Genomic DNA, 14,712 nt, shown 5'->3' with positions numbered 1-14,712 from the left:
GCTCCGGTCGTGCGACGACACAGGAGGGACGTCGCGGACCGGCGCGACCACTGTAGCGCGCAGGACGCCGCCACGCCGGATCGGCGCCAGGTCCGCGTCAGTCCCGCCCGGGGCAGCCACCCACCGGCGCCACGAGCCGTACGCCGGCGAGCGCGTCGGCCGCGCGCGACCGGGCCAGGTTCCACTCCCAGACGTCGCCGTCGTCTGCCTCCCCGGAGCGACCGGCGAGCGCGCACGCGCGCGCCTCGGGAGGCAGGTCCGCGGTGCCGGCGACGAGCGCGGGGACCGCGTCCGCCGAGAGCCCCTGGAGGTAGGCCCAGTCGATCCGGCCGGTCGCGGCGTACCGCTCGAGGTTGTGCTCGGCGACCCACGCCTCGGGGTTGGCCGCGGTCAGCGCGAGCAGCGCGACCACGCCGCTGACCAGCGCGAACCGGGGGAACCACCACGCACGCAGGGCCAGGACCGCGGCGAGGGCCGCGAGCACGAGCAGGCCCAGCCAGGCCTCGACGACGTCGACGAGAAGGCGCAGCGAGGTGAACCCGTAGGCCTCCTGGTACAGGTGCATCCGGTGCAGCGCGGAGGCCACCACCAGCAGTGTCTCGAGGCAGAGCACCGCCAGCGTGGCGCGCACCCAGCGCCGGTCCGCGGCGGTGGTCCGCGGCGCCTTGCGGACCGCCGCCCCCACGACGAGCAGGGTGAGCGCGGTGGCGACGGTGAGCTGCCCGAAGCCCTGGTGGACGTACTCGGCGTAGGTCAGGCCGGTCGTGCGCCGCAGGTGGTCGTGCCCGGCGAGGACGACGGTGGCCTGGGCCGCGAGGAACGCCGCGAAGACCGCGACGACCACGAGCACCGGGGCCAGCCACTCGAAGCGCCGCTCGACCGGGCGGGGGTCGCGCTCGGCGCGGTCGAGCAGCGGCGGGTCGAGGGCGAGGTAGGCCGCGGCGAGCACCACGCCGCCGACGGCGAGCGCCACGAAGACCCGCGCCACGAGCAGGTCGCCGGTCAGGTCGGGCACCGCGGCGTCTACCCACGAGGCGAGGAGGGCGTCCGCGGAGACCAGCAGCGCGCCGAAGACGACGAGCCCGAGCGCGGACCACACCAGCGTGCGGAGCACCGCCGCGCCGCTCCCCCGGCCGGTGAGCGTGGCGAGGGTGCGGCCCAGCCAGGGCAGCCCGCGGAGCCCGGCCAGCGGCCAGGCGAGCCCGGAGAGCACCAGGCCCGCCGCCGTCCGCGCGCCGGTCACTCCGCACACCGCCGTCGCCACCCCGGCCAGCAGGCAGAGCAGCACGAGCCACGGCGTCTCGCGCACCAGCGGCACCGCGGCGAGCAGCAGGCACAACCCGGCGCAGCCCAGCGTCCACGGGTCGCGGCGGCGCGGGGTGGCCGCGAGCAGCACGCCGCCGGCGGCCAGCAGCACGAGGAACGTCCCCAGCCCCAGGCTCCGCTCGGGCAGCAGCGCCGCCGCCAGCACGCCGGCGCCGACCGCGCCGGCCACCAGGCCGACCCGCGCCGGCACCTGGCGCGGCGGCCAGAACCCGCCGAACAGGTCGTCGAGCAGCCCTGGCGCCGAGTACCCGGGCGCACCCACCGGGGCGGGCGGCTGCGGCTGCGGCTGCGGCTCCGGCTCCGGCGGTCGCACAGCCACCATCTCCAGACCTCCCGGCCCGCGCCGCGCGGGCGGCTGGACCGGCAGGTCGACGCGGACCACCGCCCCCTGCGACCGCCCCGGGTCGTCGAACCGGATCGTCCCACCGTGCAGGTCGGTGACCCACCGGGCGATGGCGAGCCCGAGCCCGGTGCCGCCGCCGGCATCGCCCGCGCCGAGCGTCCCGAACGCCTCGAAGACCCGCTCCCGGTCGGCCGGCGCCACGCCCGGCCCCTCGTCCTGCACCTCGAGCACGTACCGCTCCCCCGCGCGGCCGGCCCTCACCCGCACCGTGCCGCCAGCGGGGCTGTGCCGGGAGGCGTTGTCCAGCAGGTTCGCGACCAGCTGGCGCAGCCGCGCGGGGTCGGCGGCGACGACGAGGTCCGGCGGCGAGACCTCCACGGCGTACGTCACCGGGCGGCCGAGCACCTCCGCCTCCGCGACCGCCTCGGCCAGCAGGGAGGCCAGCCGCACCGGCTCGGGGGTCAGCGGTGCCCGGCCGGCGTCGACCCGGGCCAGGTCGAGCAGGTCCTCGACGAGCCGGCTGGTCCGCTCGGCCTGGTCCAGCGCGGGGCGCAGCGCGGCGGGGTCGGCCGGGCCGACGCCGTCGACGAGGTTCTCCAGCACCGCCCGCAGGCCGGTCAGGGGGGTCCGCAGCTCGTGGCTGACGGTCGCGACCAGCTCCCGGCGCTCCCGGTCGACCGCGGCCAGGTCGGCCGCCATCGTGTTGAAGGCGCGGGCCAGCTCGCCGACCTCGTCGCGGGAGGTCTCGGCGACCCGGACCCCGTAGTCGCCGGTCGCCATCCGCCGCGCCGCCGCCGTCATCTGCCGCAGCGGCGAGGTCATCCCCGCAGCGAGCAGCTGGGTCACCGCCAGCGCGAGGGCGACGGTGACCGGCACCCCGAGCCAGGGCGGTACGCCGCCGGCCCGGCCGAGCGTGGCGACCGCCGTCGCGACCAGGACGCTCACGGCGACCAGCAGCCCGAGCTTGACCTTGATCGAGCGGACCGCGGCCAGCGGCTGGATCGGCGGCTGGATCGGCGGCTGGGGCGTCACGGCGCACCGGCCCCGGGGATCTCCAGGGCGTAGCCGACCCCGTGCACGGTGCGGACCCGGTCGGCGCCGATCTTGGCGCGCAGCCCCTTGACGTGGCTGTCGACGGTGCGGGTGCTCGACGCGCCGGCCCAGCCCCACACCTCGGCCATCAGCCGCTCGCGGGTGACGACCGCCCCGGGGCTGGCGGCCAGGCACAGCAGCAGGTCGAACTCGGTGGGCGTCAGCCGCACCTCCTCCTCCCCGCGCCAGACCCGGCGGGCCGGCGGGTCCACCCGCAGGTCGCCCAGCTCCAGCGCCCGGCGGCCGACCAGCTCGGTGGCCCGGTCGACCCGGCGCAGCAGCGCGGCCACCCTGGCGACGAGCTCCTTCATCCGGAACGGCTTGGTGAGGTAGTCGTCGGCCCCCACCGCGAGACCCACCAGCACGTCGGCCTCGTCCGCACGGGCGGTCAGCATCAGCACGGGCACCGGCCGGTCGGCCTGGATCCGGCGGCACACCTCGTGGCCGTCGTACCCCGGCAGCATGAGGTCGAGGACCACCACGTCGGGCCGGTGCTCGGCGTGCGCCGCGACCGCGCCGGGGCCGTCGACGGCCCGCACGACGTCGTACCCCTCGGCGACCAGGCGATCGGCGACGGCCTGGTTGATGACCGGGTCGTCCTCGACGACCAGGACCCGGCGGCGCACGCTGCTCATGCTCGGGAGCCTAGGAGCGCCCGCCCGCAGGAGTCCGGGACGAGATGTGGAGGTCCTGTGCAGATCGCCGGGCCCCGGACGCACGAGACCGCCCACCCGGACGGGTGGACGGCCTCGTGCTCTCGGCGCCGGTCGGATAGGGACCGCCGTCGTCTCAGCCCGCGAGTCGCGACTCGCGGTCGTAGTTGAGCCCCAGGTGGGCGGGCTGGCGGGCCCACCGGAACGCGAAGACCATGACGAGCAGGGTCGCCACGAAGGGCAGCATCTCGATGAACTGGTGCGGGATGCCCAGGCCGATGACCTGCGCCTTCTGGCCCAGCACGTCCATGCCGGCGAAGAACGCGGCGCCGGCGACGACGTACAGCGGCCGCCAGCCGCCGAGGAACGCCAGCGCGATGACCAGCCAGCCGCGGCCGGCGATCATGCCGTCGGTGAAGATGCCGGTGAAGTGCAGCGGGAAGTACGCGCCGGCCACCGCCACCAGGCCCGAGCCGACGACCGTCGACCAGGTGCGGGCGAGGGTGACGTTGATGCCGAGGCTGTCGGCGGCCTTGGGGTTCTCCCCGACCGAGCGGAAGTCCAGGCCGGCGCTGGTGCGCTGCATGAACCAGTACATCGCCACCGAGAGCAGCACCACGAAGAAGAACACGTAGTCCTGGCGGAACAACGGCTCGCCGATCACCGGGATGTCGGAGAGCACCGGGATGTCGATCTTGGCCAGGGTGTCGATCTTCGGCGGGGTCATCGTCACGCCGATGACCTCGCGGTAGAGCAGGCCCGCGGCGCCGGTCGCGGCGAAGAACAGCGCCAGGCCGACCACGAACTGGTCCATCCGCAGCTGGGTGGTCATGTAGGTGAGGACCAGGCCCACCAGGGCGCCCACGGCGAACGCCACGAGCAGGCCGCCGAGGTTGGAGCCCATCTTGTAGGCCACCACGGAGCCCACCGACGCACCGAGGGCCATGACGCCCTCCTGGGTCACGTTGAAGACGCCGGCGCGGCCGCTGAGGATCGTGCCTTGGGCGGCGAGGGTGAAGACCACCCACATCGGGACCACGAGGGTCAGGAACTCGGTCATGCGGCACCCCTCAGGCGGTTGCGGGCGAGATCGCTGAGTAGCAGGAAGAGCAGGATCAGCGCCTCGATGACGAGCACCATCTCGACCGGGACGGCCGCGACCAGCTGCATCGTGCCGGCCCCGAACTCCAGGACGGCGATGCCGAAGGCGACGAACGGCAGGGCCAGCATCGAACCGCGGGCCATGAGGCCGACGATGATGCCGAGGATCAGGAAGTTCGACTGCATCCCCTCGAGCATCCGGCCGTGCAGGCCGGCGACGTCGATGGCACCGGCCAGGCCGGCGGCCGCGCCGCCGAGCACGAGCCCGGCGCCGGCGAGCCGGGTGGTCCGCACGCCGTTGACCAGCGAGGCGCGGGGGTTGGCGCCGACCGCGCGCATCTCGAAGCCGGTGGGCGTGAACCGCATCCCGACCGCGATGAAGATGGCCAGCGCGACCACGAGCAGGACGCCGCTGTGCAGGCCGGGCGCCTCGCCGATGAGCGGGAGCCGGGCGCCCTCGCCGACCGGGGTGGTGGCCGGGTGGCCGGCGCCGGCGTCGGGCCAGACCTTGGTGGCGACCCAGTCGATGACCTTGAAGGAGACGAAGTTCAGCAGCACCGTGCTGAGCACCTCGTTGACCCGGAAGCGCACCAGCAGCACCGCGGCGATGCCGGCCCACAGGGCACCGGCGAGCACGCCCGCGACGAGGGTCGCCGGCAGCAGCAGGATCGCGGGGAGGTCGGAGAAGGTGATGCCGATGGCGGCACCGCCGGTCGCGCCGAGGAGCAGCTGGCCCTCGGCACCGATGTTGAACTTCCCGGTCGCCAGCGGGAGCGCGAAGGCGTAGGCGCACAGCACGATCGGGACCCACTTGTGGAGGGTCTCGACCATGCCGAAGCGGCTCTCGAAGGAGCTGGTCAGCACCGCGCGGAGCGCGTCGGTGGCCGAGTAGCCCATCGCGGCGATGACCACGCCGCCGACGACGAAGGCCAGCAGCACCGACGCGGCGTACGGCACGACCGTCCACAGGACGTCGCCCGCCGCGCCACCGCGGCGCCGGGCGGGCGCCGCGCCCGGCGCGGGTGGCGGCGTACCCCCGCCCGGGGCGGGTGGGGACTGCTCGATGGTGCTCATGCGGTTCCTCCGACAGGGGTGCCGAGGCCGGTCATCCGGCGCCCGACCTCGTAGGGGTCGACCTGGTCGCTGCGCCACTCCCCGGCCTGCGAGCCGTGGTAGAGCGCGATGACCCGGTCGGAGATCGCGATCACCTCGTCGAGGTCCTCGGAGATCACCACCACCGAGCAGCCGCCGGCGGTGGCCGCGCGGATCTGCTCGTAGACGAAGCGGGTCGAGCCGATGTCCAGGCCGCGGGTGGGGTTGTGCAGGATCAGCAGCCGCGGCTCGTGGGCGAAGGCGCGGGCCAGGATGACGCGCTGGATGTTGCCGCCCGACAGGTCGCCGGCCCGGGTGGCGGGCGAGTCGGCGCGGATCGCGAACTTCGCGATCGCCTCCTCCGCCCGCTGCCGGGCCGCGCGCCAGTCGATGAGCCCGCCGCGGCGGACCCGGGCGCTGCGGTGGGAGCCGAGGATGAGGTTCTCGGTGATGCCCGACGTCGGCAGGATGCCGTCGCGGTGGCGGTCCTCGGGAACGTAGGCGACCCCGGCGTCCAGCCACTGCGCGGTGGGCCGACCGGAGAGGACCATGTCGCCGACGGAGATCGTGCCGCTGCGCAGCGGCCGCACCCCGGCGAGCGCCTCGGCGAGCTCGACCTGGCCGTTGCCGGCCACGCCGGCGAAGCCGACGACCTCGCCGCGGCCGACCTCGAGGTCGAAGCCGACGACCAGGTCGACGTCGTGGTCGTTGCGCACGGTGACGCCGGCGATCGAGACGCCCGGCTCGAAGACCTTGCCGGCGGGGGTCTCGCCGACGACCGTGCCCGCCGGGGCGGTCCCGAGCGCGACGGCCTCGGTGACCGTCGGCGCCTGGTAGGTGCCGTGGCTCTCGCCGACCATGATCGCCGCGAGGTGCTCGGCGTCGGTCTCCGTGCGCTCGAGGGTCTGCACGCGGGCGCCGTCGCGCATGACGGTCATCCGGTCGCAGACCGCGAGGGTCTCGCGGATCTTGTGGGTGATGAGGATGACGCTCATCCCCTCGGCGACCATCGTCCGCAGCGACGCGAACAGCGCGTCGACCTCCTGCGGGGTCAGGTTCGTCGTCGGCTCGTCGAGGATCAGCACGCTGGCGCCGCGGTAGAGCGCCTTGATGATCTCGACGCGCTGCCGTACGCCGACGGGCAGCTCCTCCACGACCGCGTCGGGGTCGACGTCGAGGCCGAACCGATCGCTGATCTCGGCGATCTTCGCGCGGGCCGCGGCGAGCCCGCCGCGGTGCGAGCCGCCCTCGAGGGTCGTGCCGAGGACGACGTTCTCGATCACCGTGTAGGTGTCGACCTGGAGGAAGGTCTGGTGGACCATCCCCACACCGAGCTCGATGGCGTCGCGGGGCGAGGTGATGGTGACCTCGCGCCCGTCGATGCGCACCGCGCCGGAGTCGGCGCGGTAGAGCCCGAACAGCACGTTCATCAAGGTGGTCTTGCCGGCGCCGTTGCCCCCGAGGAGGCCGTGGACCTCGCGGGCGCCCACCTCGAGGGAGACGGCGTCCAGGGCCCGCACGGGACCGAAGGTCTTCACCACCTCGGTCATCTCGAGGCGGGGCGTCGCGGTCACCTCACTTCACCTCGGACTGGTCGAGCTCGACCTCGGTGGCGCCGCTCTCGACGTCGGCGACGGCCTGCTCCGCGGCCTCCTTGGCCTCGGTCGGGACGTTGTCGCCGATCGAGACGTCCGCGCCCTTGCCGAAGCCCATGACGTAGACGCCCGTGGTCGTGCCGCTCTCGATCTCGTCGAGGATCGCCATGAGCGGCTTGGCGAAGTCGTAGAGCACGGTGGCGGCGTAGTGCTCGGGGTCGTTGGCGGACTTGTCGGTGTACTTCACCGTGATCCAGTTCTCGCCCGCCTCGGTGCCCTTCATCGCCTCGAAGGCGCCGACGACGCCGAGGTTCAGCGAGCTGACGATGACGTCGTTGCCGCCGCTGAGCAGCTGGGAGGTGAACTGGGTGGCCTTGACGGTGTCGTTGAAGTCGCCGGTCCACACGGGCTTGAGGTCGGCGTCCTTGCCGGAGTCCTCGATCCCCTGCTCGAGGGCGTGGACCTCGGCGTAGGAGAACGGCAGGGAGAGCCCGCCGAGGTAGCCGACCTTGCCGGTGCTGGAGAGGTTCGCCGCGAGGACGCCGAGCGGGTAGAAGACCGTGTGGAAGTTGCGGTCGATCACCCACAGGTTCTCGGGCTGGTCCTCCGGCACGCCGTCGAACTCCGCGATGAAGTTGACGTCCGGGTTCTCCTTGGCGACCTTCGCGGTGGCGTCGTAGAACTGCGAGCCGTGCGTCCACACGACCGTGTAGCCGCTGGAGACGTACTGGCGCAGCTTGCCCTCGATGTCGGGGACCGCGACGCTCTCGGCGTACGACACCGAGGCGCCGTCCTTCTCGGCCGCCTTGAGGGCGTCGAGCCCGAGCGCGTTGAGGTCGGCGTCCGTGACCGGTCCGGAGAAGATGCCGGCGACCTTGTCGGCGCCGTCGTCCCCTCCGTCGGCGGACCCGCCGCAGGCGCTCAGCGCGAGCCCGAGGCTCGCGACGGCGGCCGCAGCGGTGATACGTCGGATAACGCGCATCTGGGTGACTCCTAGGTCCGAGCAGGGCTGCCGTCCCGGACGAGCAGCTCAGGTCCTGCTCCGGGCCCCGCATGTGAGTTACACCATAGGGTTGGTGCAGCCCGGCGGATCGGGCGTGAGGTGCCAAAGCCTCGGGTGAGTTTTCGTGCATTCACAGGGTGGTGGCCGGCCCCGGCGCCGACCGCCCGCGGGCTACCCGGTCGCGGTCGGCCCGACCGCCTCGTAGAAGACGTAGTGGGTGCCCTCGGCGTCGACGGTGACCCCGACGACGACCTCGGTCGTGGTGTCGCCGTCGGACCACACGCCGGTCCCGCGACAGGTGAGGACGGTGGCCTCCCCCGACGCCGGCGTCTCGTGGGTCTCGCGCCGGTCCTCGAGGACCCGCAGCGCGCGGACGTCCTCCAGCAGCACCGGCGGCGCCTCCTCCTCGCTGATCCGGACCGCCTCGTCCACGGCGGTCGCGCACGCGTCCTCGGCGTCGAGGTCGGCGAACCCGCCGGCCCGGCCGTCCCCGATCTGCTCGATGGCGTCGAAGACGAGCACGAACGCGAGGACCCACACCATCAGCAGCGCTGCCACCCCGACCCCGACCAGCACCTTCGCCGACCGGCTCACGCGAGGCACGGGCGGCGCCTCGGACACCTGCGCCGGGTCGACGGGGTAGGTCGGATAGGTCGGGTACGCCGGGCTCGTGTGCTCGGTCCACGCCGCGCCGTCCCACCAGCGCAGCAGGCCGGGGGTGCGGGTGTCCGGGTACCAGCCCGCCGGCGGGGTCGTCGTCACGAGTCGTGCCTACCCATCCCGGGCCCGCGGCACGCCACCTGATCTGCCCCCACCGGCAGGACCGCTCAGCCGCGCGCGACCTCGCGGAACGGGACGCCGCGGTCCGGGGCGGGTTCGCGCGGCATGGACAGCAACCGCTCGCTGATGATGTTGCGCGACATCTCGGCGCTGCCGCCACCGAGGCTGGACGCCTGGCGCATCAGGTAGTTGGTGGAGGCCTTCCGGATCAGCTGGCCGGCCGGCCCGGACGCCGCGACCACGCCGGCACCGGCGATCTCGAGCGCCACGTCGTCGTTGAACGCGTCGGCCCGGGCGTGGAAGAGCATCATCATCGAGGCCGCAGGTGCCGGCAGCAGCCCGCTGCCGAGCCCCGTGCGGATGCGCGCGTTGAGCTGGCGGTGCACCGTCTCCGAGGCGTGCCAGCGACCGAGCAGCTCGCGGGTCGCGGGGTCGTCGAGCCGTCCCGCGCTGCGCGCCAGCGCCACGGGGTCGGTCTTGGGCCGGGTGATCCGGCTGCGGCCGGCGCCGCTCACGTACGGCGACCCGCCGCCGACCGCGCCCTTCTCGTGGAAGAGCTGGCGCATCACGACCTGCCAGCCCTGGCCCGGCTCGCCGAGCACCTGGGCGTCGGGCACGAAGACGTCGTCGAGGAACTCCTCGCAGAACTCCTCGGTGTCGTTGACCATCCGGATCCGGCGCATGGTGATGCCCGGCGCGTCGGTCGGCACCAGGAACATCGTGAGCCCCTCGTGCTTGGGCACGTCCCAGTCGGTGCGGGCCAGGCAGAGCGCCCAGTCGGCGGAGTAGGCGCAGGTGCTCCAGGTCTTGGCCCCGTTGAGCGACCAGCCGCCCTCGACCCGCTCGGCCCGGGTGATGAGCCCACCGAGGTCGGAGCCGCCGCGCGGCTCGGAGAGGAACTGGACGAGGATCTCCTCCCCACGCAGGATCCGCGGGAGGTGCTGCTGCTTGAGCTCCTCGCTGCCGTACTCCAGGATCGTCGGCCCGCAGATGCCGAGGGTCGGCACGTTGAGCAGCAGCGGCATCTCGTAGGCCGCGCTCTCCTCGGTGAAGGCCTGCTGGTGGGCGGGGGTCAGGCCCAACCCGCCGTACTCGGCCGGGTAGGAGATGCCGGCGAACCCGCCGTCGTGCAGCAGCCGCTGCAGCTCGCGGGCACGCGCCCACTCGGCGTCCTCGTCGGGCAGGTCCGGGGCGTCCGCGAGGCGCGGCATGGTGGCGGCCAGCCAGGCCCGTGCTCGGGCCCGGAAGGCGTCCACGTCTTCGTGCTGGGTCATCTCAGGATCCCTCCGTGACGACGTCCGCGAGGCGTCGCCGGTGGTCGGTCGGACTGCCGTACGCCGCGGCGTTGGTCACCACGCGGCGCAGGTGCACGTGCAGGTCGTGCTCCCAGGTGACGCCGATCCCGCCGTGCAGCTGGACGCACTCCTGGACCATCCCCGGGGCGTGCTCGCCCACGAACGCGCTGGCCACGCTGACCAGCTCGCCGGCGTCCGGCGCATCGGCGTCGATCGCGTCGAGGGCCGCCTCCGTGGTGGCGCGGCACGCCTCGAGCAGGGTGCGGACGTCGGCGAGCCGGTGCTTGAGCGCCTGGTAGGACGCGAGCGGCCGACCGAACGACCAGCGGTGGTCGACCCACTCCCGGGTCATCTCGAAGACGGTGTCGAGGACACCGCAGGTGTCGGCGCACTGCAGCGCCGCGAGCACGCGCAGCTGGTGCTCGACCAGCTGCTCGGCCTCGGGACCGGCCGCGACGAGCGCGGCGACCGGCAGCTGGACGCCGTCCAGCACCACCCGCGCCCACCGCCGCGACAGGTCCAGCCCCCACACCGGCTCGACGCTGACGCCGGCCGTGTGCGCAGGCACCAGGACGAGCGCGGGCCCGTCGACGCGCATGGCGCTGACGAGGAGGAGGTCGGTGGGGCCGGCCAGCTCGACGAGCGGGCACTCGCCGTCCAGCTGCAGCCCGTCCTTGGTGCGGGTGATCCGGACCGGGGTCTCGAAGGGCCGCCAGGCCGGTCCCCCGTCGCCGGCCGCCCACGTCACCGTGGTCTCGCCGACCACGATCGCGGCGAGCGTCGCGTCCGACACGGGCGAGTGAGCGCCGCCGGCCCGCACCAGCCCGGCGAGCACCGCGTTGGTGACGGCCACCGGCCCCGGCGCCGCGGCCGACCCCAGCTCGTGGGCCACCAGGCCGAGCTCACGCATGGGTGTGCCGGTGACGCTGCCACCCCCACGTTCCTCGGGCACCAGCGGCGCCACCCAGCCCAGCGCCGCCCCGCCCTGCCACCAGTCGTCGTCGAACGGGCTCTCGTCGTCCTCCCGCTCGCGCAGCAGGTGGGCCCCCGCCGTGGCGGCGAGGAACTTCCTCGTGCCGGCGGCCACGTCCCGCTCGTCCGCGGTCAGCTCCAGGTACATCTCGTTCCGTTCTCTCGTCGCGCTTGCTCGGCCGGGCGTGACAGGTCAGCCCTTGTCGGCGGCCTCGCGCGCCCTGCTCGCCGCGAGGACCTCCTCGCGCAGGTCGTTCCAGATCAGGTCGCGCAGCTCGGCGAACTCCTTGGTGCCGCGGAGGTGCGGGCTGCGCGGGCGCTCGAACGGCACGTCGTACCGCGCACGGACGACGCCCGGGGTGGCGGACATCAGCACGACGGTGTCGCCGAGGAGGATCGCCTCGTCCAGGCTGTGGGTGACGAGCATCGCCGACCGCTCGTTGCCGTCGTCCTGCCACTGCTCGAGCAGCTCCTCCTGGAGGACCTCCCGCATCTGCGCGTCGAGGGCGGCGAACGGCTCGTCGAGGAGCAGCACCTCCGGGTCGAGGGCCAGGGCCCGGGCGACGGCGACCCGCTGCTTCATGCCGCCGGACAGGGTGGCGGGGTAGGACTTCTCGAACCCGCCGAGGTTGACCTTCTTCAGCCACGACCTGGCGGTGACCAGGGCGTCCTTGCGCTTCTCCCCGCGCATCCGGAGGCCGAAGGCGACGTTCTCCTCCACCGACTTCCACGGGAAGATCGAGTACTCCTGGAACACCACCGCCGTGGGGCTGCGGCCCGGCACGTCCTGGGAGATCTCGATGCTCCCGGTGCTCGGCACGTCGAGGCCCGCGATCATCCGCAGCAGGGTCGACTTGCCGCAACCCGACGGGCCGACGACGCTGACGAACTCGCCTCGCGCCACGTCGAAGGTGATGTCGCTCAGGGCCTTGAACCGGGCGCCCTTGCGGAGCTCGAACTCCTTGCCCACGTTCTCGATGCGCAGCTTGGGCGTGGCGGGGCCGAGGTCGGAGACCGAGTCGACGAGTGCTTGGGTCACGGCATTGCTCCTAGTGCTGGTGCGGGGCTGGTGGGGTGCTGGTGGGGTGCTGGTGGGGTGCTGGTGGGGTGCTGGTGAGGTGCTGGGGGTGGGTGGGCGGTGGTGGAAACGTGGTGGGTACGTCGTCACTGGCGCGGAACGAGCGCCAGGTCGAGCCGCGTCGGCCCCTGCTGGCGCCACGTCGCGCGTTCCTCCACCGTCTCGCCGAGCCCGAAGTGCTCGGTGGCGTCGAGCAGGGCGCCGACGGCGATGGTCATCTCGAGCCGCGCCACCGGGGCGCCGATGCAGAGGTGGATCCCTCGACCGAACGTGACGTTGGCGCTCCGTCCGCGCCCGAGCACGATCTGGTCTGCGTCCTCGAACCGGGTCTCGTCGCGGTTCGCCGCGCCCCATACCGGCAGCACCCGGTCGCCCGGCTGCAGCTGGAGGCCACCCAGCTCGACCGGGGCCGTCACGGTGCGCGGGTTCGAGTTCGCCACGACGGCGGGCTCGACGCGGAGGATCTCCTCGATGGCGTCGCCCACCAGGGTCGGCTCGTCACGCAACCGTTGCTGCAGCGCAGGGTCCTCGGCGAGGCGGCGGACGATGATGCCGAGGGAGAGGGTGGTGGTGAGGTGTCCCGCGACGAGCATGAGCTGCAGGGCACCCACGACGGTGTCGTCGTCGAGGGGCTCGTCGCTGATCCGAGCGGCGAGGAGCCCGCTCGTCATGTCCTCCTCCACGGGCAGCGGTCGCACGCGTCGCTCGGCGACGAGGTCGCGTACGTAGTCCCGCAGCCGCGCCCCGGCGTCGCCTCGCTCGGCGTCGCTGACGGGGGCGGTGGTGACCGAACGCATCGACCAGTCCTTGATGCGGGACCAGTCCTCGTCGGGCACGTTCATCAGCGCGCAGAGCACCCGTGCGGGGAAGGGGCCGGCGACGTCCATGTAGTCGGCGGTGGTGCCGTGCGCGAGCAGGTCGCCCGTCATCTCTCGGGCGTGGCGCTCGATGACCGGGCGCAGGGCCTCGAGTCGGTCGGGCCGGAAGTACGGCTGCAGCAGCCTGCGCACCTGGGCGTGCTCCGGCGGATCGATCTCGAGCGGGATCCGGCGGGTGCCGTCGTCCAGGCGGCGCTCGGCGCTGCTGAACGTCCGCGGGTCGCCGGTGACGGCGACGACGTCTGCGTGCGTGAGGGCGGCGTAGTAGGCGGCGCCGTCACGGGTGGCACCCAGCGGGACCGGGCAGGTGCGCCGCTGCGCGTCGAGCTCCCGGTAGACGTCGGTCTCGGCGTCCCATGCGTCGGGGTTCCAGTCGGTGGCCGTCATCAGCCGATGACCGCACCGAGGATCGACAGGGAGTCCTGCGCGTCGAGCGCGGCGTTCACGCTCTCCAGGGGGTACCGCGCCGAGACGAGGGCCTTGGCGTCGAAGTCTCCGGACTCGATGAAGCCGGCGAACCGAGGCAGGTCGGCCAGGATGTTGACGGAGCCGAACTGGCAGCTCAGCACCTGCTTGCCGCGCATCGCGAGGTCGTTGGCCGGGAAGGTCACCTCGTCGGCCTTCTTGCCGAAGCCGCCGAGGACGATCTGACCACCGAGCCTGGCGAAGTCGAAGGCGCGCCGCTGGTGCTCGGCGCCGCCGATGGCCTCCAGGACGACGCAGGCGCCCCGCCCCTCGGTCAGCTCGCGGACCGCCTCGCCGACGTCCGTGCCGGTCGGGTCGATGACGTCGGTGGCACCGAGCGCCAGGGCGAGCGTGCGCCGTTCGGAGACCGGGTCGACGGCGATGATCCTGGCGGCGCCGGCGATCCGGGCCCCCTGGACGGCCGAGAGCCCGAAGACGCCCGATCCCACGACGAGCACCGTGCTGCCCGGCGTCACGGTCGCGGTGTTGAGGATGGCCCCGAGCCCGCCGCCTGCGCCACAGCCCAGCGTGACCAGCTCCTCGTCGCTGATCTCGCTGTCGATCGGGACCAGCTGGGTCTCCCGCACCTTCATCTGCTCGGCGAAGGACCCCACGCGGGCCGAGCCGCGCAGCTCGGTGCCGTCTGCGCGGATGGCGACGACGGGTGCCGGGAGGGCTGCCGTGGCGCACTGCTCGGGCTGGCCGTGACGGCACCAGAAGCACTTCTCGCACATCGGGCGGGTGGGCGCGAGCACCCGCTGGCCCACCGAGACGCGGGTGACGGCGGAGCCCACGGCGGTCACCACGCCGGTCCCGGCGTGCCCGCGCACGTGCGGTGCCGCCTGCCCTCCGCCGTCGCGGCGCTGGATGCAGTCGGTGATGCAGGCGAAGCCGAGCGGGTCGCTGACGACGACCTCGTCAGGCTGCGGCGGGACGGGCTCGACGTCCTCCAGGAGGAAGTCCCCGTGTCCGTCGAGGAGCGCTGCCAGCATGGTGGTCCTTTCGTGGCGGGTGGCCCGTGCGGGGCCGGGGCGGCCCG

At 73.7% G+C, this 14,712-nt stretch carries 12 protein-coding genes; all 12 read right to left on the bottom strand.

Features of this window, described 5'->3' with window-relative positions; translation table 11 throughout:
- Positions 1 to 97: 97 nt before the first annotated feature.
- The 12 genes from HPC71_RS03435 to HPC71_RS03380 all read right to left on the bottom strand — a co-directional run bounded on the left by HPC71_RS03435 (position 98) and on the right by HPC71_RS03380 (position 14,665).
- Positions 98 to 2,701 (bottom strand): DUF4153 domain-containing protein, encoded by a 2,604-nt coding sequence (locus HPC71_RS03435; protein WP_253943882.1) that lies wholly within the window; start codon positions 2,699 to 2,701, stop codon positions 98 to 100.
- Complete coding sequence (locus tag HPC71_RS03430) at positions 2,698 to 3,396, bottom strand: response regulator transcription factor (protein WP_154613724.1); 699 nt, start codon at positions 3,394 to 3,396, stop codon at positions 2,698 to 2,700. Before HPC71_RS03430 ends, HPC71_RS03435 begins: the two co-directional genes overlap by 4 nt.
- Before the next feature lie 154 nt (positions 3,397 to 3,550).
- A complete protein-coding gene (locus HPC71_RS03425) occupies positions 3,551 to 4,474 on the bottom strand; it encodes an ABC transporter permease (protein ID WP_154613723.1) in 924 nt (307 codons plus the stop codon).
- Entirely contained in the window at positions 4,471 to 5,589 is a 1,119-nt protein-coding gene (locus HPC71_RS03420; protein WP_154613722.1) for an ABC transporter permease, read from the bottom strand. Before HPC71_RS03420 ends, HPC71_RS03425 begins: the two co-directional genes overlap by 4 nt.
- A complete protein-coding gene (locus HPC71_RS03415; protein WP_154613721.1) occupies positions 5,586 to 7,181 on the bottom strand; it encodes an ABC transporter ATP-binding protein in 1,596 nt (531 codons plus the stop codon). Before HPC71_RS03415 ends, HPC71_RS03420 begins: the two co-directional genes overlap by 4 nt.
- Before the next feature lies 1 nt (position 7,182).
- Positions 7,183 to 8,184 carry a BMP family protein gene (locus HPC71_RS03410; protein WP_154613720.1) on the bottom strand — a complete coding sequence of 334 codons (1,002 nt, stop codon included), beginning with the start codon at positions 8,182 to 8,184 and terminating at the stop codon, positions 7,183 to 7,185.
- A 192-nt stretch (positions 8,185 to 8,376) separates the two neighbouring features.
- Positions 8,377 to 8,967: a DUF2510 domain-containing protein gene (locus HPC71_RS20860; protein WP_216656530.1), complete on the bottom strand. Its 591-nt coding sequence runs from the start codon at positions 8,965 to 8,967 to the stop codon at positions 8,377 to 8,379.
- Between the two features lie 65 nt (positions 8,968 to 9,032).
- A complete protein-coding gene (locus HPC71_RS03400; protein ID WP_154613719.1) occupies positions 9,033 to 10,259 on the bottom strand; it encodes an acyl-CoA dehydrogenase family protein in 1,227 nt (408 codons plus the stop codon).
- Position 10,260: 1 nt separating this feature from the next.
- Positions 10,261 to 11,400 carry an acyl-CoA dehydrogenase family protein gene (locus HPC71_RS03395; protein WP_154613718.1) on the bottom strand — a complete coding sequence of 380 codons (1,140 nt, stop codon included), beginning with the start codon at positions 11,398 to 11,400 and terminating at the stop codon, positions 10,261 to 10,263.
- A gap of 45 nt (positions 11,401 to 11,445) precedes the next feature.
- Positions 11,446 to 12,291 carry an ABC transporter ATP-binding protein gene (locus HPC71_RS03390; RefSeq protein WP_171896095.1) on the bottom strand — a complete coding sequence of 282 codons (846 nt, stop codon included), beginning with the start codon at positions 12,289 to 12,291 and terminating at the stop codon, positions 11,446 to 11,448.
- Positions 12,292 to 12,416: 125 nt separating this feature from the next.
- On the bottom strand, positions 12,417 to 13,595 hold the full coding sequence (locus tag HPC71_RS03385; RefSeq protein ID WP_154613717.1) for a cytochrome P450: 1,179 nt from the start codon (positions 13,593 to 13,595) through the stop codon (positions 12,417 to 12,419).
- Positions 13,595 to 14,665: a zinc-binding dehydrogenase gene (locus HPC71_RS03380; protein ID WP_154613716.1), complete on the bottom strand. Its 1,071-nt coding sequence runs from the start codon at positions 14,663 to 14,665 to the stop codon at positions 13,595 to 13,597. The genes HPC71_RS03385 and HPC71_RS03380 overlap by 1 nt, the downstream gene beginning before the upstream one ends.
- Between the last annotated feature and the right edge of the window lie 47 nt (positions 14,666 to 14,712).

The sequence above is a fragment of the Nocardioides marmotae genome, from assembly GCF_013177455.1.
In the GTDB taxonomy this organism is placed as follows: Bacteria; Actinomycetota; Actinomycetes; order Propionibacteriales; family Nocardioidaceae; genus Nocardioides; species Nocardioides marmotae.
This window is presented reverse-complemented; position numbering and strand designations above follow the sequence as displayed.

Bases quoted from the DNA above. Each gene is read 5' to 3' on its own strand.
- HPC71_RS03400 (WP_154613719.1), bottom strand. From the start codon at position 10,259: ATGACCCAGCACGAAGACGTGGACGCCTTCCGGGCCCGAGCACGGGCC.
- HPC71_RS03395 (WP_154613718.1), bottom strand. From the start codon at position 11,400: ATGTACCTGGAGCTGACCGCGGACGAGCGGGACGTGGCCGCCGGCACG.
- HPC71_RS03420 (WP_154613722.1), bottom strand. From the start codon at position 5,589: ATGAGCACCATCGAGCAGTCCCCACCCGCCCCGGGCGGGGGTACGCCG.
- HPC71_RS03430 (WP_154613724.1), bottom strand. From the start codon at position 3,396: ATGAGCAGCGTGCGCCGCCGGGTCCTGGTCGTCGAGGACGACCCGGTC.
- HPC71_RS03425 (WP_154613723.1), bottom strand. From the start codon at position 4,474: ATGACCGAGTTCCTGACCCTCGTGGTCCCGATGTGGGTGGTCTTCACC.
- HPC71_RS03410 (WP_154613720.1), bottom strand. From the start codon at position 8,184: ATGCGCGTTATCCGACGTATCACCGCTGCGGCCGCCGTCGCGAGCCTC.
- HPC71_RS03380 (WP_154613716.1), bottom strand. From the start codon at position 14,665: ATGCTGGCAGCGCTCCTCGACGGACACGGGGACTTCCTCCTGGAGGAC.
- HPC71_RS03385 (WP_154613717.1), bottom strand. From the start codon at position 13,595: ATGACGGCCACCGACTGGAACCCCGACGCATGGGACGCCGAGACCGAC.